Origin of the sequence: Pigmentiphaga aceris (genome assembly GCF_008119665.1) — a bacterium.
In the GTDB taxonomy this organism is placed as follows: domain Bacteria; phylum Pseudomonadota; class Gammaproteobacteria; order Burkholderiales; family Burkholderiaceae_B; genus Pigmentiphaga; species Pigmentiphaga aceris.
This window is the reverse complement of sequence record NZ_CP043046.1, coordinates 606923-633009: the sequence shown is the minus strand read 5'-3', so window position 1 is coordinate 633009 and position 26087 is coordinate 606923. Positions and strand designations below refer to the sequence as shown.

24 protein-coding genes and 1 riboswitch are annotated in these 26087 nt (G+C 62.6%); of the genes, 12 read left to right on the top strand and 12 right to left on the bottom strand.

The window, feature by feature from the left end:
* The first annotated feature begins 216 nt into the window (after nt 1-216).
* A complete protein-coding gene (copC, locus tag FXN63_RS02610) occupies nt 217-591 on the top strand; it encodes a copper homeostasis periplasmic binding protein CopC (protein ID WP_148812574.1) in 375 nt (124 codons plus the stop codon).
* Between the two features lie 74 nt (nt 592-665).
* Nucleotides 666-2882: a CopD family protein gene (locus FXN63_RS02605; RefSeq protein ID WP_148812572.1), complete on the top strand. Its 2217-nt coding sequence runs from the start codon at nt 666-668 to the stop codon at nt 2880-2882.
* Between the two features lie 61 nt (nt 2883-2943).
* Here FXN63_RS02605 and FXN63_RS02600 read toward each other — a convergent pair whose 3' ends face one another.
* Nucleotides 2944-4785: an ABC transporter ATP-binding protein gene (locus FXN63_RS02600; RefSeq protein WP_148812570.1), complete on the bottom strand. Its 1842-nt coding sequence runs from the start codon at nt 4783-4785 to the stop codon at nt 2944-2946.
* A 548-nt stretch (nt 4786-5333) separates the two neighbouring features.
* Between FXN63_RS02600 and cobT the strand changes: the two genes are divergently transcribed.
* The 5 genes from cobT (at nt 5334) to FXN63_RS02580 (ending at nt 8644) form a co-directional block, all read left to right on the top strand.
* Nucleotides 5334-6389 carry a nicotinate-nucleotide--dimethylbenzimidazole phosphoribosyltransferase gene (cobT, locus tag FXN63_RS02595; protein ID WP_246165008.1) on the top strand — a complete coding sequence of 352 codons (1056 nt, stop codon included), beginning with the start codon at nt 5334-5336 and terminating at the stop codon, nt 6387-6389.
* A gap of 52 nt (nt 6390-6441) precedes the next feature.
* Nucleotides 6442-7248: an adenosylcobinamide-GDP ribazoletransferase gene (gene cobS, locus FXN63_RS02590; RefSeq protein WP_148812566.1), complete on the top strand. Its 807-nt coding sequence runs from the start codon at nt 6442-6444 to the stop codon at nt 7246-7248.
* Between the two features lie 92 nt (nt 7249-7340).
* A complete protein-coding gene (locus tag FXN63_RS02585) occupies nt 7341-8000 on the top strand; it encodes a histidine phosphatase family protein (RefSeq protein ID WP_187395078.1) in 660 nt (219 codons plus the stop codon).
* Nucleotides 7993-8124, top strand: a complete 132-nt coding sequence (locus tag FXN63_RS27245; protein WP_281290857.1) for a hypothetical protein — start codon at nt 7993-7995, stop codon at nt 8122-8124. The genes FXN63_RS02585 and FXN63_RS27245 overlap by 8 nt, the downstream gene beginning before the upstream one ends.
* A 232-nt stretch (nt 8125-8356) precedes the next feature.
* Nucleotides 8357-8644, top strand: a complete 288-nt coding sequence (locus tag FXN63_RS02580) for a copper-binding protein (RefSeq protein ID WP_148812562.1) — start codon at nt 8357-8359, stop codon at nt 8642-8644.
* Nucleotides 8645-8771: 127 nt separating this feature from the next.
* Here the strand turns inward: FXN63_RS02580 and FXN63_RS02575 are convergent, their stop codons facing one another.
* Nucleotides 8772-9692, bottom strand: a complete 921-nt coding sequence (locus tag FXN63_RS02575) for a LysR family transcriptional regulator (RefSeq protein WP_148812560.1) — start codon at nt 9690-9692, stop codon at nt 8772-8774.
* A gap of 281 nt (nt 9693-9973) precedes the next feature.
* On the opposite strand from FXN63_RS02575, the gene FXN63_RS02570 reads away from it, so the two are divergent.
* Nucleotides 9974-10765 (top strand): sulfite exporter TauE/SafE family protein, encoded by a 792-nt coding sequence (locus tag FXN63_RS02570; RefSeq protein ID WP_148812558.1) that lies wholly within the window; start codon nt 9974-9976, stop codon nt 10763-10765.
* Between the two features lie 156 nt (nt 10766-10921).
* On the opposite strand, the gene hslU is transcribed toward FXN63_RS02570, so the two are convergent.
* Nucleotides 10922-12241, bottom strand: coding sequence for an ATP-dependent protease ATPase subunit HslU (gene hslU / locus FXN63_RS02565; RefSeq protein ID WP_148812556.1), 1320 nt, complete (start codon nt 12239-12241; stop codon nt 10922-10924).
* Nucleotides 12242-12243: 2 nt separating this feature from the next.
* Nucleotides 12244-12792 carry an ATP-dependent protease subunit HslV gene (gene hslV / locus FXN63_RS02560; RefSeq protein ID WP_148812554.1) on the bottom strand — a complete coding sequence of 183 codons (549 nt, stop codon included), beginning with the start codon at nt 12790-12792 and terminating at the stop codon, nt 12244-12246.
* 176 nt (nt 12793-12968) lie between these two features.
* A riboswitch (FMN riboswitch) is annotated at nt 12969-13125 on the top strand.
* Between the two features lie 96 nt (nt 13126-13221).
* Between hslV and FXN63_RS02555 the strand changes: the two genes are divergently transcribed.
* Nucleotides 13222-13773, top strand: a complete 552-nt coding sequence (locus tag FXN63_RS02555) for a 6,7-dimethyl-8-ribityllumazine synthase (RefSeq protein ID WP_148812552.1) — start codon at nt 13222-13224, stop codon at nt 13771-13773.
* A gap of 65 nt (nt 13774-13838) precedes the next feature.
* On the opposite strand, the gene dksA is transcribed toward FXN63_RS02555, so the two are convergent.
* The 6 genes from dksA to dapF form a co-directional block, all read right to left on the bottom strand.
* Nucleotides 13839-14198 carry an RNA polymerase-binding protein DksA gene (gene dksA, locus FXN63_RS02550; RefSeq protein WP_148818850.1) on the bottom strand — a complete coding sequence of 120 codons (360 nt, stop codon included), beginning with the start codon at nt 14196-14198 and terminating at the stop codon, nt 13839-13841.
* 229 nt (nt 14199-14427) lie between these two features.
* Entirely contained in the window at nt 14428-15561 is a 1134-nt protein-coding gene (locus tag FXN63_RS02545; RefSeq protein WP_148812549.1) for a CobW family GTP-binding protein, read from the bottom strand.
* Nucleotides 15562-15574: 13 nt separating this feature from the next.
* Nucleotides 15575-16069, bottom strand: coding sequence for a Fur family transcriptional regulator (locus FXN63_RS02540; protein WP_148812547.1), 495 nt, complete (start codon nt 16067-16069; stop codon nt 15575-15577).
* A gap of 226 nt (nt 16070-16295) precedes the next feature.
* Nucleotides 16296-17387, bottom strand: coding sequence for a tyrosine recombinase XerC (xerC, locus tag FXN63_RS02535; protein WP_148812545.1), 1092 nt, complete (start codon nt 17385-17387; stop codon nt 16296-16298).
* 18 nt (nt 17388-17405) lie between these two features.
* Nucleotides 17406-18068: a DUF484 family protein gene (locus FXN63_RS02530; RefSeq protein WP_148812543.1), complete on the bottom strand. Its 663-nt coding sequence runs from the start codon at nt 18066-18068 to the stop codon at nt 17406-17408.
* A gap of 98 nt (nt 18069-18166) precedes the next feature.
* Nucleotides 18167-19063 carry a diaminopimelate epimerase gene (gene dapF / locus FXN63_RS02525; protein WP_148818848.1) on the bottom strand — a complete coding sequence of 299 codons (897 nt, stop codon included), beginning with the start codon at nt 19061-19063 and terminating at the stop codon, nt 18167-18169.
* A 118-nt stretch (nt 19064-19181) separates the two neighbouring features.
* On the opposite strand from dapF, the gene FXN63_RS02520 reads away from it, so the two are divergent.
* Nucleotides 19182-20828: an ATP-binding domain-containing protein gene (locus tag FXN63_RS02520; RefSeq protein ID WP_148812541.1), complete on the top strand. Its 1647-nt coding sequence runs from the start codon at nt 19182-19184 to the stop codon at nt 20826-20828.
* A gap of 710 nt (nt 20829-21538) precedes the next feature.
* Here FXN63_RS02520 and FXN63_RS02515 read toward each other — a convergent pair.
* A complete protein-coding gene (locus FXN63_RS02515) occupies nt 21539-22381 on the bottom strand; it encodes a lysophospholipid acyltransferase family protein (protein ID WP_148812539.1) in 843 nt (280 codons plus the stop codon).
* 396 nt (nt 22382-22777) lie between these two features.
* Here FXN63_RS02515 and metK point away from each other — a divergent pair, with 396 nt between their 5' ends.
* The gene (gene metK, locus FXN63_RS02510; RefSeq protein WP_148812537.1) at nt 22778-23944 is read left to right on the top strand and encodes a methionine adenosyltransferase; all 1167 of its coding nucleotides are present in this window, start codon (nt 22778-22780) and stop codon (nt 23942-23944) included.
* 76 nt (nt 23945-24020) lie between these two features.
* On the top strand, nt 24021-24239 hold the full coding sequence (locus FXN63_RS02505; protein ID WP_148812535.1) for a DUF1289 domain-containing protein: 219 nt from the start codon (nt 24021-24023) through the stop codon (nt 24237-24239).
* Nucleotides 24240-24297: 58 nt separating this feature from the next.
* Here the strand turns inward: FXN63_RS02505 and FXN63_RS02500 are convergent, their stop codons facing one another.
* Nucleotides 24298-25932 (bottom strand): GGDEF domain-containing protein, encoded by a 1635-nt coding sequence (locus FXN63_RS02500; protein ID WP_148812532.1) that lies wholly within the window; start codon nt 25930-25932, stop codon nt 24298-24300.
* Nucleotides 25933-26087 lie beyond the last annotated feature (155 nt).

Sequence of the window (26087 nt, the reverse complement as noted above, 5' to 3'; positions counted from 1 at the left end):
GGCGTTTGACGGCTGAGGTTTGATGGCTGATGTTTGAAGGGCGCTGCTTGAAGATTGATGCCTGACGATCAGTGCCGGAAGGTCGGCGCTTGATGCCACATTTCCTGACGCGGGGCGGCGGTGACCGCAGCACATCACGTCCCCTGCCCCCACCACAATTGTTTTATTCTTTTTTGCCCGCCTCAACACGGCGGGCATTTTCCTATCGGATTTCCCATGCCCCCACGTTTCATTCCGTCCGCCTGGCTGGCAGCCGGCGTCTTGTGCCTGCTCTCACCGTTGGCCCATGCACATGCTGGCCTGAAAGCGGCATTGCCCGCTGCCAATGCCGTCGTCGCCACGGCACCCGCCCAGGTCGAACTGAGTTTCTCGCAAGCGCTGGAACCTGCACTCAGCCGCATCGAAGTCCGCAACGCGGCCGGTGAACGTGTCGACCGCGATGGGGTGCACGCCATCGGCGGCAATGCGCAGCGACTTGGCGTGGCGCTGAAACCATCTTTGCCACCCGGCACGTATCGCGTCGACTGGCAGGCTGCGTCGGTGGACACCCACCGCACCAAGGGCAACTTCAGCTTTCAGGTTGGCAAGTAAACACGCAACACCCGTCATGCTGATGCATATGGCATGAGCAGTTCCGCCTTGTTTGCGCTTTCTTGAATCTGCCCTTGGATCTGTCTTTCGCCCTACCGGCCGCGCGGGGTCTGCACCTGACAGCGCTGGTCGGTCTGTTCGGAATGCTGGCGTACCGGCTGGCATTCCTGCCTGCGCTCGTCCGGGCGGACCGCCAAGGCAGCGTCGCATTGACGCACTCGCTCGACGCCTGGACGTGGCGCGCCCTGGCGCTTGTGCTGGTAAGTGCGTTTGTGTGGCTGCCCCTTCAGGCAGCCCAGACGGCAGGTGCCGAAGATTGGTCTACCGTGTGGGCCGCTACCCCGGTGCTTACCTTGCATACCGGGTTTGGTCACGCCTGGAGCCTGCGGCTGCTGTTGGTGATCGGGACGGCGCTGGCGATCTGGCGTCGCAAGCAGTCACCAGACAGTGCAAACACCGCCCACCCGAATGCGGGCGATACGACCGCAGCAGCCGCACCGCCCGGCCTGCATGACGGGTCTGATTCGCCAACCTCGTCCGCTTTGCGTGGGTACGACGGCCGCTTAATGCTGGCGCTGTTGCTGTGCGGTATCGCCCTGATACTCCAGACCGAGATGGGACACGCCGCAGCCAGCGACCAGACTTGGATAAGCATCGCGCACGGGATTCACATCTTGGCCGCCGCCATGTGGCTGGGAGCCTTGCTACCGCTTCTATTGACGGTGCGGCAGCTCGCACCTGCCGTCGCGGTGTTGGCCTTGCGACGTTTCTCTGGCGTGGGCTCGGTGGCGGTGACGGCGCTCGCGGGCAGTGCGTTGAGCTTGGCCTGGGAATGGGCAGGTGGTTGGGTCGGCTTGGTTTCCACCGATTACGGGCGCTTACTGTTGGCCAAGCTGGTGTTGCTGGTCGGGCTTCTGGGGCTGGCGGCACTGCATCGCTGGCGCTTGGTGCCGGCACTGGGGAACTCTGCTCTTGGCGAGGAAGCACGTGAAGGCGCAGCACCTGCGGATACAACGCCGAAGAATGCAGCACCTGGAAATGCAGCTACTGAAGATGCAACACCAGTCGCCGCATCATGTACCCACACCGCATCCATAAATTCATGCCCTGCATCCGCCCAAGCCCGCCTGCGTGTATCGCTGGGCATCGAAGTGCTGCTTGGTCTGATCACCCTTGCGCTGGCAGCCGGCTTGGCCACGCAGCCACCCGGTGTCCACGACCTGGCCGTGTGGCCCTTCGCCTGGCGGCCCGACCCGGCCGTCCTGGCTGACGAAGGATATGTCCGTCGCCTGACCCAAGCCGCGATCATGGCACTGACTGCTGGCGCGCTGCTGATCGTGGCACTTTTCTCGCGGCGGCTGCGCGTATGGGCGCTTGCGGGCAGCCTTTGCCTGTTGGCGGCTGCACCCTTGCCATCGCCAAGTCTGTGGCTGATCCCCGCCTACCCCAGCAGCTTCCAACACGCACCAAACGGGTTTGACGCAGAATCCATCGTGCTGGGTCAGCAACGCTTTGCCCAGCACTGCGCCAGTTGCCACGGCGACGACGCCAGCGGTCGTGGGCCCCGTGCAGCCAGCCTGCCCATGTGGCCACCGAACCTGGCCGGCCACATGCTGTGGGACCGCACCGACGGCGAAGTTTTCTGGCGCATCGGCCACGGCCTGCGCAACGCGGCCGGCACCCAGACCATGCCCGGCTTTGCTGCCGAGCTGCCGGAAGACGACATCTGGGCGCTGGTGAATTTCCTGTTCGCCAACGCAGGTGGCATGTCAGCCGACAAACACGGCGGCTGGATAAAACCCTTGCGTGCACCCGTGCTGCAACTGCAATGTGGCGAAGACATGTTGGCTTTAGACTCCTTGCGCGGGCAGGTCGTGCATGTGCTGGCGATGGCCGATGTATCTTCCAGCGCGCTGGCGGAACTGGCACGGGCCGATAACGGCTTGGCCACCACCCTGGTGCTGCTGCGCAACCCCTTGCCCGACCTGCCCACAAGTTCTCGCGTCTGCACGGCAATCGACCCGTCCGCATGGACGGCATACGCACAGATCGCGGGCCTGACGCCAGACACCTTTGCTGGCACCCAGATCCTGATCGACCGCGAAGGCTGGCTGCGCGCGCGTTACTTGGCCAACGACACCGGCTGGACCCTGCCGGATGCGCCAGCACCGCGCGCATGGCAGGCGGCACAAGGAGCCGCACTCAGCGACAGCCACGCGCGCTTAGCTGACCTGATCCGACGCATCGACGCCGCGCCGGTAGAAGACCAACGCGCCGGCCATGCGCACTGAGTTCAGCCGCTCGGACAAGACCCACACGTAGACGCGCTACAGCTTCTAAACCAATCCACCATCAGATCACCGCATCTGCATCCGCGTCAGCATGTGCCGGCAGAAAACCATTCACCTGCTGGTTCCAAAGCCGCGCATACGGGCCGTTCTGCTTCAGCAATTCAGCGTGCGAACCGTCTTCGACAACACGCCCCTGATCGAACACCACGATGCGATCCAGATGCGCCACGGTGGACAGGCGGTGGGCCACGACCACCACCGTCTTGTCGGCCATCACTTCTTCCAGCGCATCCTGAATCGCGCGCTCCGTCACGGAATCCAGCGCCGATGTCGCCTCGTCCATCAGCAGAATCGGCGCGTTTTTCACGATCACCCGCGCAATCGCAATGCGCTGGCGTTGGCCGCCCGACAGCTTCACCCCACGTTCGCCCACCAGCGACTCGTAGCGCTCGTCCATCTGTTCGATGAAGTCATGCGCGCTGGCCTGGCGGGCAGCGCTTTCCACCGCCTCGTGATCCGCGCCCTGTTTGCCATAACCGATGTTCTCGTACAGGCTGCGATGGAACAGGCCCGGGTCCTGCGGAATCAGGCTGATCTGCGCATGCAGCGAGGCTTGCGTGAAGTCACGCACGTCGTGACCATCGATCACGACCCGGCCGCTCTGCGGTTCGTACAGACGCATCAGCAGGTTCAGCAAGGTGGATTTTCCTGAACCAGAAAAACCGACCAGCCCCACGCGCTGACCCGCTTCAATACGCAGGTTCAAGTCCTTGAACACCAGGCGGTCGGGCGAATAACCGAAGTCGACGTGATCGAACACGATGCTGCCCTGCGCGATGGTGATGTCGCGCGCCTGTGGCGTGTCCACGATTTCGTGCGGGCGCACGATGGTGCGCACGCCGTTTTCCACGTTGCCGGTGTACTCGAAAATTTCCAGGAAACGACGGCTGATGTTGCGCGCTTCGCCGATCACCACCAGCGACAGGCTGGTGCTCATCACGAACTCGGCCACACCAATGCGGCCATCACGCCACAACATGACCGCGACCACCAACATGCCCAGCTTGAGCAACAGCGCAGAGCCAAACTGGAACAACACGGTTTTTTCGTTGTAGCCAAAGGCCTGACGCGCCTGTTTGATCTCTTTGCTCAGCACGCCGCGCAGGTATTCGCGCTCGAAATCCAGCGCTGCGAACAAGCGCACTGACGACAGGTTGGTCACCGCATCCACGATGCGCCCGGTGGTTTCGCTGCGTGCTGCCGCGTGGCTGTGCGCATAACGCCGGCTGCGCCGCGCGAACAGGAAAGAGATGCCCACGAACAGCACCGACCAGGTCAGCGTGAACAAGGACAGCAGCGGGCTTGCGTGATACAGCAGCGCCACCGATACCGACAGCGTGACGATGATGGGCAGGAAGTCGAAGACCACCGTCCAGATCGCCATGTTGACGCCCATCGAGGTCTCGGAAATCCGTGCAGCCAGCCCGCCCGCAAAGTTGCTGGTCAGAAAGCGATGCGAATGGTGTTGCAGGTAGTTGAACAGCTCACTGGTTACCCGCGCGCGCTGCAAGGGGCCGACGTAGACCCGGCACATGCCGGCCAGGCGCGCGAAAACCAGTTCGCTCAGGTTGAACAGCGCAAACATGGCAAGCGGCCAGGCCAGCACCGTAAAGATCGACGCCCGGTCGGCCGTGCCGCCACTGATTGCACCCACCACCTGCCCAAGCGCATAGGGCGTAAAGACGCCGCTCGCGGCAGCGCCAACCTGCAACAAGGCGATCAGCAGATACCACCAGCGGAAGCGGTGCACGAAGTGCAGCGCAAAGCGCAACGGCGTGGCCGGCAGGAAAGGTGCTTGGCCAGACGAGGCAGATGGCGAAGAAGAATCAGGGGCAGCGGTCATCGGGAAAGGAATACGGCACGGGCAACAGCACATGCGTGGATGCTGACAAGAAACGGCTCGTCGCGGCGATGCGTGAGCCGACACGCGGAAACGTGTGGCGACGACGGGCGTACTGACGTGAGTAGTTGGTAGCGACCTGGGGGTGACACTGATAGCGGCATTAGTCCCGACATCGGACCAGCATCAACATTACTACCGAGGCTTGCACCCGCCCTTGCCCCGACAGCAGCGTTGGCCACACCAAAGCACTTCACACGACGCGGATGTCAACCATATGCCAACTACGCGCGCCATCTGCGTGCTACCTGGGTGCGATCTATATGGCACCGTAATGCCGCGATACAAGCCAGGCGGGCCGCGTGCCACAATGCGCGCTTCCCCCTTGCGCCTGGTCGATCATGCCCTGTTCTGCGACTTGCCCGGCCTGTTCGTCGGTGTTTGTCTGCGGTGTGCAGACCGGTGCCTGCTGGTGTTTTACCCGTCCTGCCCTGCCCGCTGCCGCCCGTACGGGCCAGGGTTGTCGTTGCCCCGCCTGTCTGGATGCCATTGTGTCGAGTCCCGCCCTGTCCTTGCCCCCTATCGCTGACGCCAAACGCCCTGCCTTGCGTGCTGCCCTGCGTGCCCGCCTGGATGCGAAAACCAAACCCTTGGGCTCGCTCGGCATGTTGGAAGCGCTGGCCGTCGATATCGGTGCCATCCAGGACCGCAACCCGCCGCAAATGGAAAAATGCGCGGTAGCCCTGTTTGCTGCCAGCCACGGCGCGGCGCACCGCGTATCGGCCTATCCGCCCGATGTCACCTGGCAGATGGTCGAGAATTTCCTGGCCGGAGGTGCCGCCATCAACGTGATGGCGCGCAGCCTGAACGTGGACTTGCACATCGTCAACGCCGGTGTGGACCACGAGTTCGGCCAGCGCGACGGCCTGATCGACGCCGTGGTCATGCACGGCACGCGTGACTACACCGACCCGGCCAACGCGGGTGCCATGACTCAGGAAGCCTGCGAGCAGGCACTGATGCGTGGCCTTGCCTTCGGTCAGAACTTGCAGGTCGATGCCCTCGGCTTCGGTGAAATGGGCATCGGCAACACCGCATCCGCGTCCCTGCTGATGCACGGGTTGACCGGCGTGCCGCTGGCGCAATGCGTAGGTGCCGGTGCCGGCCTGGACGAAGCCGGTGTGGCGCGCAAACTGGCGCTGCTGGACGACGCCTTGCGCGTGCGCCCGCGCCCCACCTCGCCGCTGGCGTGGCTGGCCACCTATGGCGGACTGGAAATTGCGATGATGGCCGGTGCCATGCTTGGCGCAGCCTCGCGCGGCACCGTCCTGGTCATCGATGGCTTCATCGTCAGCGCCGCCTTGCTGGTTGCCACCCGACTGGAGCCGAACGTGCGCCAGTACGCGGTGTTTGCACACCGCTCGGCTGAACAAGGCCATCGTCTGTTGCTGGCAAACCTGCAGGCTCAGGCCCTGTTCGATCTGGGGCTGCGCCTGGGCGAAGGCACCGGCGCGGCGCTGGCAATGCCCTTGCTTCGCACCGCCTGCGCCGTGGTCCGCGACATGGCAAGCTTCACCGACGCGGGCGTGGACACGGCGACCGGTTGAACGGTCAGACAGCTAACCGGCCAGCAAGCCAACCCGCCAAACAGCGACCCCAATGCTTCAGCAACTACGCCTGTTCTTCACCGCGCTGGAATACCTGACCCGCCTGCGCAAGCCGCAGTGGGTCGGTTTCGACGCGACCTGGCTGCCACAGTCGATGTCCTATCTGCCGGTGGTCGGTGCCGTGGTCGGCCTGAGCAGTGCGCTGGTGTTCTGGCTGACGCTGCAGTTGCTGCCCAGCAATCTGGCCATCCTGGCGGCAATCGCTTCCGGCTTGCTGATCACCGGCGCGTTGCACGAAGACGGCCTGGCCGACACCTGCGACGCGCTGGGTGCAGGCGGCACCCGCGAACGCATGCTGACGATCATGCAGGACTCGCGCGTGGGCACCTATGGTGTGCTGGGTCTGGTCGCCATGCTGCTGGCACGTTTTCTGTCACTGGACTGGTTGCCCGCTCCGTGGGTGATGTTCGGTCTGGTGGTGGCCCACACCTGGTCCCGCATCGGCCCGCTGGCGCTGATGGCCAGCCTGTCCCATGTGCGCAGCACCGGGCCATCGAAGGCACGCGCCGCGACCACGGATGTTGGCTGGCGCGCGGTGGCCATCGGCATCGGCTGGGGCCTGCTGCTGTTGCTGGGCTGCCTGCTGGTCTTGATGCAGGCAGGTCACCCCTGGTGGATCGTGGCCCCCTTGTGTGCCGGTGCCGGGCTGGGTCTGCTGGCCAGTGTGCTGACGGGCATGTGGGCAGCGCAACGCCTGGGCGGCTACACCGGCGACACCTTGGGCGCGGCGCAGCAAGCGGGTGAGCTGGTCTGCTATCTGGCCATGGTGGCAATTGCGCGCAACTGGAGTGGCGCTTGAACAAGGCCGAGCAGTCAGGGGTGAACCGACATATGAGCCGAATGGTGAACTCTGCATCGACGTCACCCACAACTCCAAACGCAGACGCATCCTTGAACACGAGCGCCCGCTCCGCCACACAGCCAAACGCGCCATCCAACACGCCCTCGCAGACAACATCAGCAGCCCGACACAACGGCCCACGCACGCTCTGGCTGGTGCGCCATCCGCAACCACTCATCGCATCCGGCATCTGCTACGGCCAGAGCGACCTGGACGTCGACGCAGACGCCCTGCGCGCGCTGGTTGCACGCCTGCACGTGCGGGTGCCGGCAGGCTTGGCCGTCACCTCCAGCCCCCTGCTGCGCTGCCGGGTGCTTGCGCAGGCCATTGCCGACTCCCGCCACGCCGCCCCACCGGTGTTCGACCCACGCTGGGCCGAGATGCATTTTGGTGAATGGGAAATGTGCGCGTGGAACGCGATTTCCCGGCCCGCGATCGACGCCTGGGCGGCCGACTTTCTGGACTACCTGCCGCCCGGTGGCGAATCGGTGCGGCAGGTTGCCGCGCGGGTGCGTGCCGCGTTTGAGGACTGGCGCACCCACGGCGCACAAGACGCGCTGATCGTCACACACGCTGGCCCCATGCAATTGCTGATGCGCGAGCTGCGCGGCCAGCCCTTGTCGCAGCGGGGCGAGAAGCTGGCCTATGGCGCGCTGGTGGAATGCCGCTTGAATGCGCAAGGCAACATCCACATTCTTGAACATGGCTGAGCCGTCCTTCGATTTCATGGTCGAGTTGTTCACCGGCAAGCCCGTGTTCGAGCTGTATCCCGACATTGAAAAACCTGAAATGGCCCGTCGATACTATGGCACCAACAGGGCAAACGTCTGCTGAAACACCCAGGCCCGGGTACGATATATCCACTGGCTATCCACCGGTTGCCCACAGCTTATACCTGCCCTATTCACCGGATGATCACAGGCTTTTCCCCAGGCTTACGCACAGGAAAAGGCGCGTTTTGCACAGCTTGTGAAGCGGTTTTACACAGATTTGTCCACAGGGAACCCGTTATGAACAGCGTGGTCCCACGCTTGCCCCGTGGAAAATTACAGAAAGGATGTCGAGCATGAAAAAACGATGGTTGATTGCCACTGCTGCGGTAGCGGCTGTATTTGCCGCAGGTGCTGCATTCGCTCAGGCAGCTACGGTCAGCGGAGAAGTTCGTCGCGTCGACAAAGAAGGCGGCAAGGTCACCTTGAAGCACGATGGCATCTCAGAGATGAAGCTGTCGGCCATGACCATGGTGTTCCGCGTCAGCGACCCAGCCATGCTCGACCGCATGAAGGCCGGCGAAAAAGTGCGCGTGGACGTATCCAAGATCGACGGTCAATACACCATTACTGCCGTCAAATAATCGATGGTGGCCGGCTGTTGCACTGGTCCGCGCCCGGCATGAATGCAGGCCAGCCGGTTCGTTCACAGCCATCAGACGCCGCACGCACACGCTTGCTGCGGTTCGTGCCGCAATTCATCCCGCACACTCAGCCAGCGTTGGCCGCAGGCACCAGTTCTGCACAGACCTGACGCAAGGCCGCCGCAAACAAGGCCTGCTCCGGGTACTGCGCGCTCTCGCTGCGCTGAAACAGTGTGATGGGCGGCAAGGTCCAGCCGAAGCGATGGCGCACGATGGCCACGCCGGCAATGCGCACCAGTTCCTGCGCAATGTCGGCCGGCACGATCGATACGGCCCGCTCGTTGGCCGCCACCAGTTCTCCGATCACCTTGGAAGACAGGCTTTCCACCACCGGCGGCGGCGGTGCCACGCCTGCTCGCAGAAAGAAGTCCGTGATCTGCTCACGCATCGGCGTCTTGCGCGCGCCCAGTACCCAATCGAGTTCTGCCAGCTCGGCCCAGGCCAGTGGCCGACGCCCCAGCCGCGCCGCCAGCCGCTTGTGTGCGATCAGCCGAGGCTCTTGCTGATACAGCACGTCGTAGCTCAGGCCGCTCATGTCCAGAATCGCAGACATGCGCCCGATCACGCAATCCAGTTCATGCGCGCGCAAGCGCGCAATCAGATGGTCGCTGGTGTCTTCATGCAGCGTGACCGTCACGCGTCGGCCTTGTGGTTGCGTGCGGCCGATGGCCTGCGCAAGCATGCGTCCTGGCAGAAACGGAATCACCCCCACATGCAGATGGGCCGCCCGCCCCTGGTCTACCGCTTCGATGTCCTGCGCCCAGTGGGCGACATCGGCCAGCAAGGTCTGCGCACGCGACACGGCAAGCTCGCCCAGCGCAGTTGGCACCATGCCGCGCGATGAGCGTGTGAACAAGGGTGCCCCAAAGATGCCTTCAAGATCCGCCAGCGCCTGCGTGATTGCCGGCTGACTGGTGGCCATGTGTTCTGCCACACGCGTGAGCGACCGATGCTCACGGATTGCCATCAGCAACAGCAGGTGCTTCATGCGCAGCCGGGTGGCCAGGCGATGGCTCAGCGCAGAGGTGCTGGGGGTAGATGTACCAGATGCAGGCTTACCAGATCTGGGCTTACCGGATGCAGGCTTACCCAGTGCCGACGAGCCAGAACCGGAGGTAGCTGATTTCAACAAGCGAATCTCTCATAAGTGAATCAGTATGGTGCTATTCAAACATACGATGCTTTCCTTATTTCGTCGCACCAGAATATGCCTGCCCCCTGCGTTGCCGTCAGCCGTGAATTGAACCAAGACAGCACGTAGGAAAGGCAATGGACACGGTTTATCTGGTGGTGGCCCTGGGGGCAGCGGTCGCAGGTTTTGTGCAAGGTTTGTCAGGCTTCGCCTTCGGCATGGTGGCGATGTCGTTCTGGGCGTGGGTGCTCGACCCGCGCCTGGCTGCCACGCTGGTGGTGTTTGGCGCCTTGCTGGGCCAAGTGTTGGCCGCAGTCACCGTAAGACGCGCGGTGGACGTCAAACGCCTGCTGCCATTTCTGGTTGGTGGGCTGGCTGGGGTCCCGCTTGGCGTGGCCCTGCTGCCCTATCTGGACATGGATGGGTTCAAGACCATGCTTGGCCTGCTGCTGGTGTGCTGGTGCCCCGCCATGCTGTGGGCGGCACACGTATCCAAAACCCAGCCGAAAATTCAGTCGAGCATTCAGTCGAACACTAGCGCCAAGCACCGCCTGGCAGATGGCGCAGTTGGTGTAGCCGGTGGGATGCTGGGTGGCCTTGGCGGTTTCACTGGCGTCGTACCCACCCTGTGGTGCACCCTGCGCGGCTTCGACAAAGACAGTCAGCGCGCGATCATTCAGAACTTCAACCTGGCCATGTTGTTGACGACCATGGGCACGTATCTGGCCAAGGGCATGGTCACCCGTGACATGCTACCTCTGTTTGCCATCGTCGCACCGGCCATGCTGATCCCCACGCTATGGGGTGCAAAGCTCTATATCGGCATCAGCGAGGCCCGCTTCCGGCAGATCGTGCTGGTGCTGCTGAGCTTGTCCGGGCTGGCAATGCTGGGGTCTTCATTGCCTCGTCTGCTGGAACGGATGGGCTGATTGGGATTCCAGAAAATTCGCCGCGTCATGACGCGACATTCGATGCGAAATTAAAGAGGAAGCTTGAGACAAAAAAAGCCCGCGAAATCACTCGCGGGCTCTCTTCCTGTCTGACGCGCTGACTTGCGCGACCTACAGACTCGACGCTGCTGCGCTTTACAGAACGAAGCGCGCCAAGTCCTGGTGTGCAGCCACGTCGTTCAGCTGTGCATTCACATAGGCAGCATCGATCACCACGGTCTGGCCGCTCTTTTTCGTGGCGTCGAAGGACAGCTCTTCCAGCAGCTTTTCCATCACCGTGTACAGGCGACGTGCACCGATGTTCTCAGTGGACTCGTTCACCGAGAACGCCAGTTCCGCCAAGCGCTCGATACCGTCGTCGGTGAACGACAGTTCGACCTCTTCGGTACCCAGCAAGGCGCTGTACTGCTTGATCAGCGACGCATCGGTATCGGACAGGATGCGCACGAAGTCCTTGCTGCTCAGCGAGTCGAGTTCCACACGAATGGGGAAACGACCTTGCAGTTCCGGGATCAGGTCCGACGGACGCGACAGGTGGAATGCACCCGATGCGATGAACAGAATGTGGTCGGTATGGATCAGGCCGTACTTGGTGTTGACGGTCGTGCCTTCCACCAGCGGCAGCAGGTCGCGCTGCACACCCTGGCGCGACACATCCACGCCGTTGCCTTCCTGGCGCGCCGCGATCTTGTCGATCTCGTCCAGGAACACGATACCGTTCTGCTCAACGCTGGTAATGGCCTTGGCGCGCAGTTCTTCTTCGTTCACGCGCTTGGCAGCCTCTTCGTCGACCACCAGCTTGAAGGCTTCCTTGATCCGCAGCTTGCGGGTCTTCTTCTTGCCCTGAGACATGCCCGCGAACATGCCGCGAATCTGCTCGGTCATCTCTTCCATGCCGGGCGGCGACATGATTTCCATCTGCGGCACGGACTGCGCCAGATCGATCTCGATCTCGGTGTCGTCCAGCTGGCCTTCCCGCAGACGCTTGCGGAAAGTCTGGCGCGTGGCGTTGCTGTCATCGCGCTGCGGATTGCCGTGGGCATCACGTGCAGGCGGCACCAGAATGTCGATGATGCGGTCTTCGGCAGCATCTTCGGCCTGGGTGCGCACGCGGCGCATTTCGGCTTCGCGGGTCTGCTTGACGGCCACTTCGGCCAGGTCACGAATGATGGTGTCGACGTCACGGCCGACATAACCCACTTCCGTGAACTTGGTTGCTTCGATCTTCACGAACGGCGCGTCGGCCAGCTTGGCCAGGCGACGGGCGATCTCGGTCTTGCCGACCCCGGTGGGTCCGATCATCAAGATGTTCTTGGGGTGGATCTCGTGGCGCAGGGGCTCGGCCACCTGCTGACGACGCCAGCGATTGCGCAAAGCAATCGATACCGAACGCTTGGCGCGGTCTTGGCCAACAATGTATTTGTCCAGTTCGGAGACGATTTCGCTCGGCGTCATGTTCATTCCAGCACCTCGATCGTGTGATGCTGGTTGGTATAGATGCACAGGTCGCCAGCGATCCCCAGTGCCTTGCTGACCACGTCTTCCGGGGCCATCTCGGTGTTGTGAAGCAGTGCCAATGCGGCGGCCTGCGCGTATGCGCCGCCAGAGCCGATGGCTGCCAGGCTGTCTTCAGGCTCAAGCACGTCGCCGTTGCCGGTGAGGATCAGCGTCGACGTGCGGTCGGCGACGATCAGCATGGCTTCGAGCCTGCGCAGCACGCGGTCGGTGCGCCAGTCGCGCGTCAGCTCGACGGCAGCGCGCAGCAGGTGACCCTGATGCTTTTCCAGCTTGCCCTCGAAGCGTTCCAGCAGCGTGAATGCATCTGCGGTCGCGCCCGCAAAGCCCGCCAGCACGGAGTCCTTGTACAAGCGCCGCACTTTGCGCGCGCTACCTTTGACCACGATGTTGCCCAGCGTGACCTGGCCGTCTCCACCGATGGCGACGCGGTTGCCGCGCCGCACGCTGACGATGGTCGTGCCGTGAAATTGGGGGAGTTCTTTTTCCATTTTTCGCAGATGGGGACAGGGGTAGGCAAGGACAAGACTCAAGCAGAAAAATACCGCAGCCACGGGGCGACCGGTATGTATCCGCAAAAGACATTGTTTACATTCAACGAGCGGTTATTTAACGCCATGTCGTGACGGCGCTACAATTCCTGTGTCGCACGCCATCTGGCGATGCGACGCGTTCTCAGGGCGGGGTGCAATTCCCCACCGGCGGTAATGGCGATTTTTTCGTCTAGCCCGCGAGCGCCCATCGGCCAGGCAGGCGATGGGGTCAGCAGATTTCGGTGCGATTCCGAAGCCGACGGTCATAGTCCGGATGAGAGAGAAACGCGGGTTCGTCCACGCACGTCCTTCCTACGGAAGGCGTAGTCGCGCATTCGCACGCCCTGATTCTGGCAACCGTTCTGGCAACAGACACCTAGGCACTCCATGAATCAGACTGACCGCACTTCGCAGCATTCTTCGCACGTCACTTCCCACACCACTTCCCAAGCTTCCGCACCGCGCATCGCCTACATCCAGTCTTCCTGGCACCGCGACATCGTCGATCAGGCACACACCGGCTTTGTCGCCGAACTGGCCCGCCAGCACGTCTCGGCCGATGCCGTCAGCCGTTTTGTGGTGCCGGGTGCCTTCGAGATTCCGCTGCACGCCAAGCGGCTTGCGGCCACCGGCCAGTACGACGCCATCGTCGCATGCGGCTTTGTGGTCGACGGCGGCATCTACCGCCACGACTTCGTCGCCAGCACCGTGGTGTCGGCGCTGATGGACGTGCAGCTGGCCACCGACGTACCGGTGTTCTCGGTGGTGCTGACGCCGCATCACTTCCACGAACACGCAGAGCATCAACGTTTCTTCAAGGCACACTTCGTTCACAAGGGCGAAGAAGCGGCCACGGCCGTGCTGGGCACACTGCGCAGCCTGCAGGACATCGCCGTGCAGCACACGCCTGCACAACATCTGCAGCCCTTGGCAGCCTAAATGACAAAACGGCACCAAAAAGGTGCCGTTTTGTTCATTGCGACCATGAGCGGTCAGCGCCCCGATCAGTCGCCGTAAAGCTTCTGACGCAGTTCGCGGCGTTGCTGTGCTTCGAGCGACAGCGTGGCCGTCGGACGAGCCAGCAGACGCGGGATACCGATGGGTTCACCGGTTTCCTCACACCAGCCGTAGTCGCCACCGTCGATGCGCGCCAGGGACTGCTGCACTTTCTTCAGCAGTTTGCGTTCGCGATCACGCGTACGCAGTTCCAGCGCATGCTCTTCTTCGATGGTCGCGCGGTCTGCCGGGTCCGGCACGAACGCGGTTTCGCGCAGGTGCTCGGTGGTTTCACCGGCATTGGACAGCAACTCACGCTCGATCTCGTGGAGACGGTTCCGGAAGAACGCCAGTTGGCGCTCGCTCATGTAGTCCGCTTCGGACTGAGCCAACAGTTCTGCTTCTGTGAGCAAATTGTCTGCTGCTGCATTGGCGATAACGCTATTCACCTCGTACTCCTTGTGCTTGCCTTGGTTTTGCTTGCCACGGTGGTTGCCATCTTTGCTGCGCAGTACGTCGAATACCGCCTGGAAACCTTCGACTGAATATCGCCTTGCGGTACTTCCGTGCTGCTTGTTCACCCGCCTCTAGCAGACCTTATGCCAGGCACTGCTCCAGGCCCTTGGTGAACACGTCTTGCGGCAGGTTGCGGCCGATGAAAACCACCTTGCTGGATTTCTTTTCACCAGCTTGCCATGCTTTGCCCACATCGGCACCCATCAGCATATGCACGCCTTGGAACAACATGCGACGATTGACACCGTTCATGTACAGGATGCCTTTGTAGCGCAACAGGTCCGGGCCGTATACCTGCACGATGCCACCCAGGAATTCTTCCAGGCGCATGCCATCAAAGGGTTTGTCCGACTTGAAGACAAAGGCCTTGATCGCGTCATCGTGGTGATGATGCACATGCGCGTGGTCGTGGTTGTGGCTCGGGTCGGTACACACCGAACCATCAGCATGGATGTGCTGGTGTTCGTGATCGTGACCGTGGTCGTGATCATGTGCATGATCGTGGTCATGACCGGCTTCGGCGGCGTGCGGATGTTCCGGTGCCAGGAAGTCCGGGTCGATGTCCAGGATCGAATTCAGATTGAAGCCACGCAGGTCCAGCACCTTCTTCAGGTCGACCTTGCCGAAGTCCACCTTGGTGATCGGCGCGCGCGGGTTGATGTGCACCAGACGGCTGCGCAGTGCCTGGAATTCCTGCTCGGTCACGATGTCGGTCTTCGACACCAGCAACTGATCAGCAAAGCCGACCTGGTTCAGCGCTTCGGGTTGCTCGTCCAGGGTCTGCATGCCGTGCTTGGCATCGACCACGGTGATGACGGCATCCAGCATGTAGTACGACTCGACTTCTTCATCCATGAAGAAGGTCTGGCAGACCGGGCCCGGGTTGGCCATGCCGGTGGTCTCGATCACCACACGTTCGAACTTCAGTTCGCCGGCTTTGCGCTTGGCCTTCAGTTCCTGCAGGATGCGCACCAGGTCGCCACGAACCGTGCAGCAGATGCAGCCGTTGTTCATTTCGACGATCTGTTCGCCTTCTTCGCGGATCAGCAGATCGTTGTCGATGCTCTCCGGTCCGAATTCGTTTTCGATCACGGCAACACGACGGCCGTGGTTCTCGCTCAGGATGCGATTGAGCAGCGTCGTCTTGCCCGCGCCCAGAAAGCCAGTCAGCACGGTGACCGGAACCAAGGAATTCGTATCTACAGCGGCACTCATTGCCTGCACTCCCTTAAGCGGCGCTGACCCGTCGCGCAACCCGGGCCGGCTTGCGCACTTGGCGCGCGCAGGCAGGACAGGTGCCACGAATCAGCAATTCGACGTCTCGCCCGACAAAACCTTCGGGCAGACGGGATAGATTCTGTTCGATGCCAACCGGGGCATCGATGCAAAACATGCGACGACACGCGTCGCACTGAAAATGGCCGTGCGGCTCATTCGAGTGGTGCGAATGGCCTTGTGCATCAGGTTCGCCAGGCTGGGCCACACTGAAGCGCCAGATCCGGTCTTCGCCCGCGATACGGTGCGCAAGGCCGGTTTCGACCAGCCATTCGAGCACCCGGTACAGCGTGACCCGGTCAACCGAACCTTGGCTACCAATGTGTTCAAACAGTTCCTGGTGTGACAGCGCACTGCCGGCCGCGAGCAGGGACGACAGCACGCGTACCCGCGTCGCGGTGATCCGCGCGCCAGTGGCACTGATAGCTGTACGAGCCTGTTCTTCCAAGCCTTTCTCCTTGCGCGAGTACGCAAATGGCGCCGGATTACAGCACAGCGCCCGGCTTCCGGCAAACCCTGAAACACCCCAATGCGGTGTACCAAAACGCGGCAGCCCGCTCTTGTAACACCGTCAGGGGTACGCACACATCTATTTAGGGATAGATCGGTGCTTATCAAGTGTTTTTAGGGAAAAACGACACACGATGTAAGCAGGTTAAACGGTCATATGCCGTTCATCGTCCGCGTGGCCGCCTGGTTTTTGCGCCAGCATGTGGCGCATCGACGGCAGTCGCGGCTGGTGCCGGAACCGTATCGACATCGATTGGCGGGGGAGCTGCGCGCGGATGGGCACGGTCGTAGGCCGCCGCCAGATGCTGGAAATCCAGGCGGGTGTAGATCTGGGTGGTGGAAATGCTGGCGTGTCCCAACATCTCTTGGACGGCACGCAGGTCACCGGCAGATTGCAGCACGTGGCTGGCAAAACTGTGACGCAAGACGTGGGGATGGACCCGGGTTGCAACCCCCGCTTCTTCGCCAAAGCGAGCCAGACGGGTCTGGACACGACGAGCGGCAATCCGCTTGCCGCGCTCGCCCAGGAACAATGCAGACGCATCTTCCGGGGCGCCATTGGGAGCCGCGACATCTGCGCGCACTGCCAGCCAATCCCGCAGGGCTTCAATGGCCTTGGCACCGACCGGCACGGTGCGGCGCTTGCCGCCCTTGCCCAGCACCGTGACCTCGGCTTCATCGATATCCAGCCAGCCGGTGGATTCGTACTCAGCAGTGCGGCTGTAGCGCAGGTCCAGCCCGGTCAGCTCGGACAAGCGCAAGCCGCTTGAATACAGCAATTCGAACATGGCCGCGTCGCAGCGCTCGGTCGGACTGCCGCCCTGGCTTTTGGCTGCGCCATGATCGAGCATGGCCTGGGTCTGTTCCACCCCCAAGGCCTTGGGCAGACTGCGTGGCGCGCGCGGCGCGCGAATACCGTCTGCCGGATTGGCCGACAGACCAAGCTGCGGCCCCCACCATTTGTAGAAGCCCCGCCAGGCAGCAAGGATGCGGGCCAGGCTGCGCGGGCTCAGCCCCTGGCTGTGCAACTGGCCCAGAAACCGGCGCACTTGAGCGGCAGCCACGCTTTCCAGAGGCACCTTGCCGGCACAAGACACCAGGTGACACAGATCGCGTCGATAAGCGTCCAGCGTGTGGCGCGAATAACGGCGCACGCTTTCCAGCTCGGCCAGCCAGGTCAGCACCGCAGGCGGCAGGTCTACGTCGGGCGCGTCTGGGTCCAGGTTCTGGTTCGACGTGCGCGGGGACGATCGCATGACGGACCCCGCTGCCGATCAGCGCGGCAGCAGGCGCGACAGGCTGGCGCTGGACAGCTCGCCAATACGCGCCAGGAAACCCGTGCCCAGCGACGGCGCGAAACGTTCCGGGTCGGGTGAACCCAGCACCAGCAGGCCAAACGCCTGCGGCGCAACCCCCACCCGCAGCGGAATCAGGGCCATCGAGCGCACGTGCTCGGACAACCAGCCCGCCACCGCAAAGCCTGAGTTCAGGCCGCAATACGGGGCCATCAAGCTGTTGACGAAGCTGCGCACATCGTCCGGCACCGGTTGCGCCCATCCGCTTTCGACCGCCTCGGCGGGTGCATTGTCCACGCCCCACAGACGCAAGGCGACATCAGGCACGGTGAAGCTGCTGGCCAGTGTCTTGGTCAGCATATCGGGCAGGCGCAGCGGATCGCGTTCGATCAGCAGACCGCGCAACCAGAAGAACATGTTTTCCGAGATGATCTCGTTCTCGCGCGCATTGCGCACCAGCTCCATGAGCCGGGCATCGCTTGCGCGCAGCCGGTCACGCAAGCCACCGACCTGGCGTTCCGCCAGCGACACCGCGCTGCCACCGTGGGGGCTGGGCACCCGCAACGAAGCGAAAAGATCGGCGTGCCGCTCGAAGAATTCGGGATTTTCTTGCAGGTATTGCGCGACGTCGTGGGCGTTCATGATGCCTGTACAGAGAAAAATGTTGCGATGAGCCGAGGACAGCGCGAAGACGGACAAACACAGCCGTGCCGCGCACGAAGCGCGGCAGCAAGCGATGCTTAGCCGATCAACGCGTCCACATCCACCGTGCTTTCGAAGACGGTCTGGGTCGGGCCGGCCATGCGCAATTGCGCGCCGTCCCAATCGATGGTCAGAATGCCGCCGCGCGTATGCACCTGCACCGGGCTGTCGAGCAGACCGCGACGAATACCCGCCGCGACGGCTGCGCATGCGCCCGTACCGCAGGCCAGCGTTTCACCGGCACCGCGCTCATAGACCCGCAGACGAATCTGCTGTCGGTCAACGATCTGCATGAAACCGGCATTCACCCGACGCGGGAAACGCGGGTGGTGTTCCACACGCGGGCCCACGATGGCAACCGGGGCGGTGTCCACATCGTCCACCACCTGCACGGCGTGCGGATTGGAAATCGCCACCACGGTGACCCAGGCGGTATGCGCCGGGTCGGCATTGGCATCGTCAGGGGTGGCGGTACCGGACACGTCCAGCGGCCACAGTTCAGCCTCGCCTTCGATGCGCGGGGTCAGCCCGCTGGCATCGAAAGGCACCGATGCCGGGTCGAAACGGGTGCTGCCCATTTCCACCGACACACTGCCGTCGTCACGCAGATCGAGCGTGATCACGCCAGTCGCGATTTCGGCGCGCACCGGGTTGCGATCGGTCAGGCCCTGTTCGCGCACGAAGCGCACGAAGCAGCGCGCACCGTTGCCGCAGTGTTCGACTTCACTGCCGTCGGAATTGAAGATCCGATAGCGGAAATCGGCATCGGCGCGGGTGGCCGGTTCCACCAGCAGGATCTGGTCTGCGCCCACGCCAAATTGGCGATGCGCGAGCTTGCGCGCGCGCTCAGGGGTCAGGGCGATGGTCTCTCGCACGCCGTCCAGGACGACAAAGTCGTTGCCTGCGCCGTGCATTTTGGTGAATTTCCAATGCATCCGTGAATTATCGCATCGTTGCACCCAGGCCGCCTGACAGGCCCCCGGCGCGGGCCAAGGCGCAGACATGCGATGATTCCTGCATCGTCAGCCTCAAGCGCTTTGTTCGCTTCCTTTCATGGCCCGCATCATTCCAGACGGCTGGCGCGAAACCGGTGCGACCGGTGCCGCCCGCCGAGAGATCGACACGCTTGCCCTGCTTGAACGGGGCCTGCCTGACCACTACACGGTCTATCACGCCGTGCACTTCACCAATGTCGAGCAGGGATATTCGATCTACGGCGACATCGATTTCGCAGTGGTCGGCCCGCAAGGCCAGGTCTTGCTGATCGAACAGGTCAGCGGCTTTCTCGACGAAACCGGCGACGGCCTGCACAAGAAAACCAGCGGCCGTCCGCGCAACGTGGCGGTGCACATCGGCCAGTCGGTGCAGCGCCTGCAAGCCAGATTGATGAAACGACTGGACCAGCAAGAAGTTCGCGTCGAATACCTGCTGTACTGCCCCGACTACACCGTCCGGCAGCCCGAAGCGGCAGGCGTGGCCCCCGAGCGCGTGATCGACTCGACCCGACGCGACCAGCTGGTGCCGATTGTCGAAGCCACCACCAAAGCAGCCAGCCCGGCCGATGAGCCGATGCAGGTGCATCGTTTCCTGCGCGACATCATCCAGCTGCAACCCGACACCGGTGCGTTGATCGGCCAGACCAAACGCGCCGTCACCCGCATTGCAGGCGGCTTGGCGCACTGGGCACGACAACTGGAATTCGAGCCGTTCCGTCTGCACGTGATCGGCACTGCCGGATCGGGCAAGACCCAACTGGCCCTGGCCGAATACCGCGCCGCGCTGCTGCGTGGCCAACGCCCGCTATACGTCTGTTTCAACCGCCCCTTGGCCGACCACGTAGGTGCCATTGCCCCGGAAGGCGGCCTGGTGTGCACCTTCCACAGCCTGTGCGAACAAGTGCTGCGCGCGTCAGGCGTCACGCCCGACTTCGGCCGCCGCGATGCGTTTGCAGCAGTCATTGACGCAGCTGGTCGCATGCCGGTACCGGACGCACTGCGTTTTGACACGGTCGTGGTCGATGAAGGACAGGATTTCTCGGCAGCGTGGCGGGATCAGGTGATGCGCCATGCAACGCCCGATGCACGGATCACGTGGCTGGAAGACCCCATGCAGAACCTGTACGAAATGCCCCGAGTGCCGCTACCGGGCTGGGTCACGATGCACGCGCACACCAACTACCGCAGCCCGCGCAACATCGTGCGCATGCTGCAAGAGCTGGTGCCAGAAGACCAACGCATCGACGCACGCGGTCCAGTGGCCAGCGCCGACATCGATGTACTGGTGTACGGGGACCAGGACTCGCTTGTCGAACACACCAAGAAAGCCGTATCGCATTGCCTGGCCTCGGGCTTCAAACGCGAAGACATCGCGATCGTAAGCTTCCGCGGACGCGAACATTCCGCCCTGCTGAATCTCGATCACCTGGGCCCGCATCCGCTGCGTGGCTTCACCGGCAGCTATGACCTGTTCGGGCAGGCAGAATATTCCGAAGGCGAAGTGCTGATCGAATCCGTGTACCGATTCAAAGGGCAGTCGGCACCAGCAATCGTATTCACCGAAATCGACTTCTCAACGCTCGACGAGAAAACGCGGCGCAAGCTGTTCGTCGGGGCGACCCGCGCCATGCTGAAGCTGGTACTAGTGATGTCGCGCCGCGCGCATGAACTGTGGAAGACACCAGCGTTGGAACCGCAGGCGTAAGGGTTCTGCTTGGTGGCGTGGAGCGCTTTAGTCAATGCAGTGACGCATATCGGCGGTCGTCCTTGAACCAGTCGCGGGGCCGTGTATCGATCCGAGCGAAGTCGATACACGACCCCACACTTTCAAGTTATACACAGCTCGATTCGATACTCGCCTGTGGATGACTTTTTCCCGTCCCCATGGTCTGGGCCGTACACGTCCGCCGATCACCAAGCTGATGACAGCCTTTCAACAAACAAACAGCAGCCAACGACCACCAGCCGCCCAATCATTCGTCGCATTACCTGGTGCGCGGCCACCCGCGTCCGTGTCACCCCACCACCAAGCAGAAGCGCGAATTTTCTTGCGTGGCATTGCCGTAAAAGGCTGCTGAAGAACCCACCGAATCGTGAGCCGGCGAGATCGCTTCGTGGCGACCTGGCCAGCCAATCCCCAAGGCCAGCCGCGTAGCAATCAAGAATGGCGGCCAACAAATGCCGAGAACCGATTCCAGCACCAAGCAGCCAGAAAAACAAAAACCGCCCAAAGGCGGCATGCGCTTTTAACCAAACGTCTTTGAAGGCGTGGGTGGTGGGGCCGGATTGGCTGCCCTTCTGGACGAGGTGGAGGGCGGGAGTCCCGACGCGAAAGTCCAGCGGGGCAGACAAGCCGGCCCCACCACCCGCGACTGACTCAAGAACGACACACCGGGACTAAAAAAACACAAACCCCTACTCAGGCGCAGCAGCATGCTCCCCACGCGGCGTCTTATACCGGTTATAGCCCCACAGATACTGACCAGGATTACGCCGCACCATACGCTCCATCGCCGCATTCACCCAGGTAGCCTGCGCCACCGCATCCTCCGGCACCGGCCCCTCCACACGCGACAAATGCAAACGCCAGCCCCTGCCCCCCGACAGCCGCTCCGCCCCCGCCAGAATCACCGCCGCCCCCGTCTGCGCCGCCAGCTTCCCCGGCAACGTCATCGTGAACGCACTGCGACCAAAGAACGGTGCCCAAACACCCTCACCTTCCCCCGGCACCTGATCCGGCAACATCCCCACCGCCTCGCCCCGACGCAACGCCCGCACCAGCTCACGCACCCCCTTCAAGGTTGCCGGCGCAGTATTCAGATTCGCACCACTGCGCGCCCCCTCGATCAACGGTGCCAACCAACGCTTGCGCGGCGGTCGATACAACACCGTGATCGGCGCCTCACGCGCGTAATAACGCGCCGTAACTTCAAAACACCCCCAGTGCGGAGTCAAAAACAGAATGCCCCGCGCCTCGGCACGCGCCGCCTCCACCACCGCCCAGTCATCACACAGCACCGCACCCACCGCACGGTCGCCGCGAAACCACACATGTGGCAGTTCCAACACACTGGCACCCGCCTGCGCCGCCGCCTCGCGCTCAAGCGCAGGGTCGTCATAACCCGCCTGCAACGCGTTCTCGTGCAGCCGCTCGCGATAGGGCTGCGACCGGGCGCGGGTAAAACGCCCCAGCAGGCGGCCAATGGCTTGCAGCCAGGACAGCGGAAGATAGGCAAGCAGACGGAAAAGCTGAAGCATTGAGTACCAAGGTGGTGGGAAAAGCGGGGAACAGCGGGGAACAACAGGAGCAGCAAAAGGACGAACAAAGCACAACAGAAAACGGCACAACAGAACAAACAGGGCACAAACCACGGACTAATCGACAGACTGACCCATGACAACATGGGGTCGAATATCGATTACCCACAGGCTCTGGCAGGACATCAAACAGCCCTGGCCGATTTTCCCCTAAAATGAATCAAATCGCCGGGTTAACACGACAACTTGCGGGGCGATACGCGACGGCAATGCCAGTTCGCATTCTAAATTCCGCTAAAGCGTCGCGCTGGGTCCCGCAGTTTCCAAAGACCCACGAGGCGCCGCATCCATGCCGGCGCGCGTGCCGCCGGTAGCCTGAAAAAAAGGACTATTTGCGTGGCCAATGACTTCCTCTTCACTTCGGAATCCGTTTCCGAAGGGCACCCCGACAAGGTTGCCGATCAAATCTCCGACGCCATTCTGGACGCCTTGCTGGCCCAGGACCCCACCTCGCGGGTAGCGGCAGAAACGCTGTGCAATACCGGTCTGGTCGTGCTGGCAGGTGAAATCACCTCGCGCGCCAATGTCGATTACATCCAGGTCGCCCGCGACACCATCAAGCGCATCGGCTACGACAATACCGAATACGGTATCGACTACAAGGGTTGCGCGGTGCTGGTCGCCTACGACAAGCAATCGCCCGACATCGCCCAGGGCGTGGATCGCGCCCAGGACGACAACCTGAACCAAGGCGCTGGCGACCAGGGCCTGATGTTCGGCTACGCCTGCGACGAAACCCCCGACCTGATGCCCGCCCCGATCTGGTATTCGCACCGTCTGGTGCAGCGCCAGAGCGAACTGCGCAAGGACGGCCGTCTGCCGTGGCTGCGCCCGGACGCCAAGTCGCAGGTCACTTTCCGTTATGTCGACGGCAAGCCGACCGAGATCGACACCGTGGTGCTGTCTACCCAGCACGCACCGGAAGTCTCGCAAGAGACCATCCGCGAAGCGGTCATCGAAGAAATCATCAAGAAGGCCATTCCGGCTGAATTGCTGACCGCGCAGACCAAGTACCTGGTCAACCCCACCGGCCGCTTTGTCATCGGCGGCCCGCAAGGCGATTGCGGCCTGACCGGTCGCAAGATCATCGTCGACACCTACGGCGGCGCATGCCCGCACGGTGGCGGCGCGTTCTCGGGCAAGGACCCGTCCAAGGTCGACCGTTCGGCTGCCTACGCCGCGCGTTACGTGGCCAAGAACATCGTCGCAGCCGGCCTCGCCCGCCAGGCGCAGGTGCAAGTCAGCTACGCCATCGGCGTGGCCCAGCCGATCAACATCACGGTCTACACCGAAGGCAGCGGCCTGATCCCCGACGAGCAGATTGCCAAGCTGGTCCGTGAAATGTTCGACCTGCGTCCGCGCGGCATCGTGAAGATGCTGGACCTGCTGCGTCCGATCTACGCCAAGACCGCTGCCTATGGTCACTTCGGCCGCTCGGAGCCCGAGTTCACCTGGGAAGCGACCGACCGCGCTGCGGAACTGCGCAAGGCTGCTGGCCTCTAAAAGCAACAGGACCGGGGGCAGCCTCGCCCGGTCCGTTCTTGCGCCGCCCAGGCGCAACAGGGTGCACAGACCCGCCATGAACGACGCACCGCCCTCTCGCCATCAGCCTGCAGATTCACTGCAGGTCACCGATTCGCCCTGTGTGGCGGTGTGTTCCACGCTGTTTGACGATGTCTGTCGCGGTTGCGGGCGCACGGCCATGGAAGTGGCCAACTGGGTATTCATGACGGACGACGAGAAGCGCATCGTCTGGCAACGCATACGCGCCGAGGGTTATCCACGGCGCAGCCGCTAAGGCGACAAGCCCACCTTATTGAACCTTCAGTGGGTTGAACCGTCAGTGGTCTGAACCTTCAACTGGCGGCGTCCTGCGTCTGTATCGGCACCGCCTCGATACGGTTGCGTCCGTTGCGCTTGGCTTGATAAAGCGCGCTGTCGGCGCGTTGCAACAGCGTTTCCACACTGCGCTCGTCCAGGCTGGCATCCGCCACGCCAATCGACGAGGTGAAGCGCAGCTCCTTGGCTTCACTCAGTTCCAGACGCAATTCGTTGACGGCAGAATGCAGGCGGCGTGCCACCCGCATGGCGTCCTCCAAGGACGTTTCCGGCAACATCACCGCAAATTCCTCACCGCCCATGCGACCGGAAATGTCGGATTCACGCGCGTGCTCGTGCATGAGTTCGCCAACTGCCCGGATGACTTCATCGCCTACGTGGTGCCCGTAGGTGTCGTTGATGCGTTTGAAGTAATCGATGTCGATCATCAGCATCGCGTAGGGCCGACTGTGGCGCAGACACTGGGCCGAGGCGCTGGCGCATTGCTGCAGGAACGCCCTGCGGTTCAACAGGCCGCTGAGCACATCGGTGCTGGCCAATTCGCGCAGCCGCGATTCCAGCGCAATGCGCTCGGAAATGTCGAAGCTCCACATCAGGTAGGCCGGCACCCCACCCACGGCCAGCTTGCGGGCCGACACCAGACCAAAGTACGGCGGAATGCCTGCCATGCGGGCTTCGTGCCCCTCGATTCGGCCATGCCGGTCGAGTTCCGCCACCAATTCAGACCCTTGCAGCGGGTCAGCCAACAGGTGCTCTACGGGCAGGAATTCCACATCCGCCGGCAAACCCAGGCGTTCCAGCAGCCGGTGATTGGCAAAGTGCAGACGCCCGGTTGCCGCGTCGGACAAGGCCACGTCGCTGGGGCTGGCTTCCAGAATGAAGTCGAGCAAGGCGCGTCGTTCGCCCAGTTCCAGCGTGCGTTCGTCGATGCGTTGTTCCAGCGTGCGGTTGAGTTCGCTCAACACCCGCGACACTTGCTGTGCGCGCCGCCTGGACCACAACAGATGCGCCAGCAGCGCGGCTGTGCACAGCATCAACGCGCCCAAGGCCCAGGTCACCACCGTCAGTGCACTGAACAGGCCACGCCGATCACCGTCAATACGCTGAGAAAGATTGAACTGCACATCGATCGCACCGTTCTGCAGGACTTCACGCCATGCAGGAATGCGTGCCTGCACGTCTTCAGCAATGGCAATGCGCGCAATCGGATCGGCGGTGCCGGCCTGGGCCAGCCACCCCCGCACTTCCGAGGCCAGCGCACCCAGCTGCAACACCAGCTGCGGCATTTCACCGATGACCACCGTGGCGTGCTGCGGGGCCCGGTCGACCACTTCCACGGCACTCAACATGCGTTCGAGCGGCAGTGACAAGGTGTCGCGCTCGACATCGACGCCATTGCGCACCGCCGTGATCGCCAGGTTCAGGCGTTCCAGCTCGGTGGCCGTCCGGTGCATGTACCAGACGTCGTTGTAGCGCTGCGGGCCGGTCAGCTCGTCGCTTTGGTGGCGCAAGGCCAGCAGCGCAAGGCCCATCAGCACCACCATGACCAGCAGCAGCCCCCACCATAGGAAGTGCTTCAAGCGCCCCCATAACGAGGGTGCATCGGCTGGCGCGGATGCAGGCGCGGCAACAGATTCGGGATGTGTGGACAAATGACGTCTGCCAAATGCTGCAAAGAGAAAGAAAACTGTTACGCCTGCCTGTGAAACCGACAGGTAGCCTCATATTAGCAGCGCTGCCAGATACCCGCGCAAGCGCGCTGCAGCAAGGCTTGCAGGTATTGTCTGCGCGCCACGGACGCGAAGTT

Coding starts and splice junctions, on each gene's coding strand:
- dksA (WP_148818850.1), bottom strand. CDS start 14,198: ATGAGCGAGCGCCAACTGGCGTTCTTCCGGAACCGTCTCCACGAGATC.
- hslV (WP_148812554.1), bottom strand. CDS start 12,792: ATGGAAAAAGAACTCCCCCAATTTCACGGCACGACCATCGTCAGCGTG.
- FXN63_RS02530 (WP_148812543.1), bottom strand. CDS start 18,068: ATGAACGCCCACGACGTCGCGCAATACCTGCAAGAAAATCCCGAATTC.
- dapF (WP_148818848.1), bottom strand. CDS start 19,063: ATGCATTGGAAATTCACCAAAATGCACGGCGCAGGCAACGACTTTGTC.
- FXN63_RS02570 (WP_148812558.1), top strand. CDS start 9,974: ATGGACACGGTTTATCTGGTGGTGGCCCTGGGGGCAGCGGTCGCAGGT.
- FXN63_RS02515 (WP_148812539.1), bottom strand. CDS start 22,381: ATGCTTCAGCTTTTCCGTCTGCTTGCCTATCTTCCGCTGTCCTGGCTG.
- xerC (WP_148812545.1), bottom strand. CDS start 17,387: ATGCGATCGTCCCCGCGCACGTCGAACCAGAACCTGGACCCAGACGCG.
- FXN63_RS27245 (WP_281290857.1), top strand. CDS start 7,993: ATGGCTGAGCCGTCCTTCGATTTCATGGTCGAGTTGTTCACCGGCAAG.
- FXN63_RS02520 (WP_148812541.1), top strand. CDS start 19,182: ATGGCCCGCATCATTCCAGACGGCTGGCGCGAAACCGGTGCGACCGGT.
- FXN63_RS02545 (WP_148812549.1), bottom strand. CDS start 15,561: ATGAGTGCCGCTGTAGATACGAATTCCTTGGTTCCGGTCACCGTGCTG.
- hslU (WP_148812556.1), bottom strand. CDS start 12,241: ATGACGCCGAGCGAAATCGTCTCCGAACTGGACAAATACATTGTTGGC.
- FXN63_RS02555 (WP_148812552.1), top strand. CDS start 13,222: ATGAATCAGACTGACCGCACTTCGCAGCATTCTTCGCACGTCACTTCC.
- FXN63_RS02600 (WP_148812570.1), bottom strand. CDS start 4,785: ATGACCGCTGCCCCTGATTCTTCTTCGCCATCTGCCTCGTCTGGCCAA.
- cobS (WP_148812566.1), top strand. CDS start 6,442: ATGCTTCAGCAACTACGCCTGTTCTTCACCGCGCTGGAATACCTGACC.
- copC (WP_148812574.1), top strand. CDS start 217: ATGCCCCCACGTTTCATTCCGTCCGCCTGGCTGGCAGCCGGCGTCTTG.
- FXN63_RS02505 (WP_148812535.1), top strand. CDS start 24,021: ATGAACGACGCACCGCCCTCTCGCCATCAGCCTGCAGATTCACTGCAG.
- FXN63_RS02580 (WP_148812562.1), top strand. CDS start 8,357: ATGAAAAAACGATGGTTGATTGCCACTGCTGCGGTAGCGGCTGTATTT.
- FXN63_RS02575 (WP_148812560.1), bottom strand. CDS start 9,692: ATGAAGCACCTGCTGTTGCTGATGGCAATCCGTGAGCATCGGTCGCTC.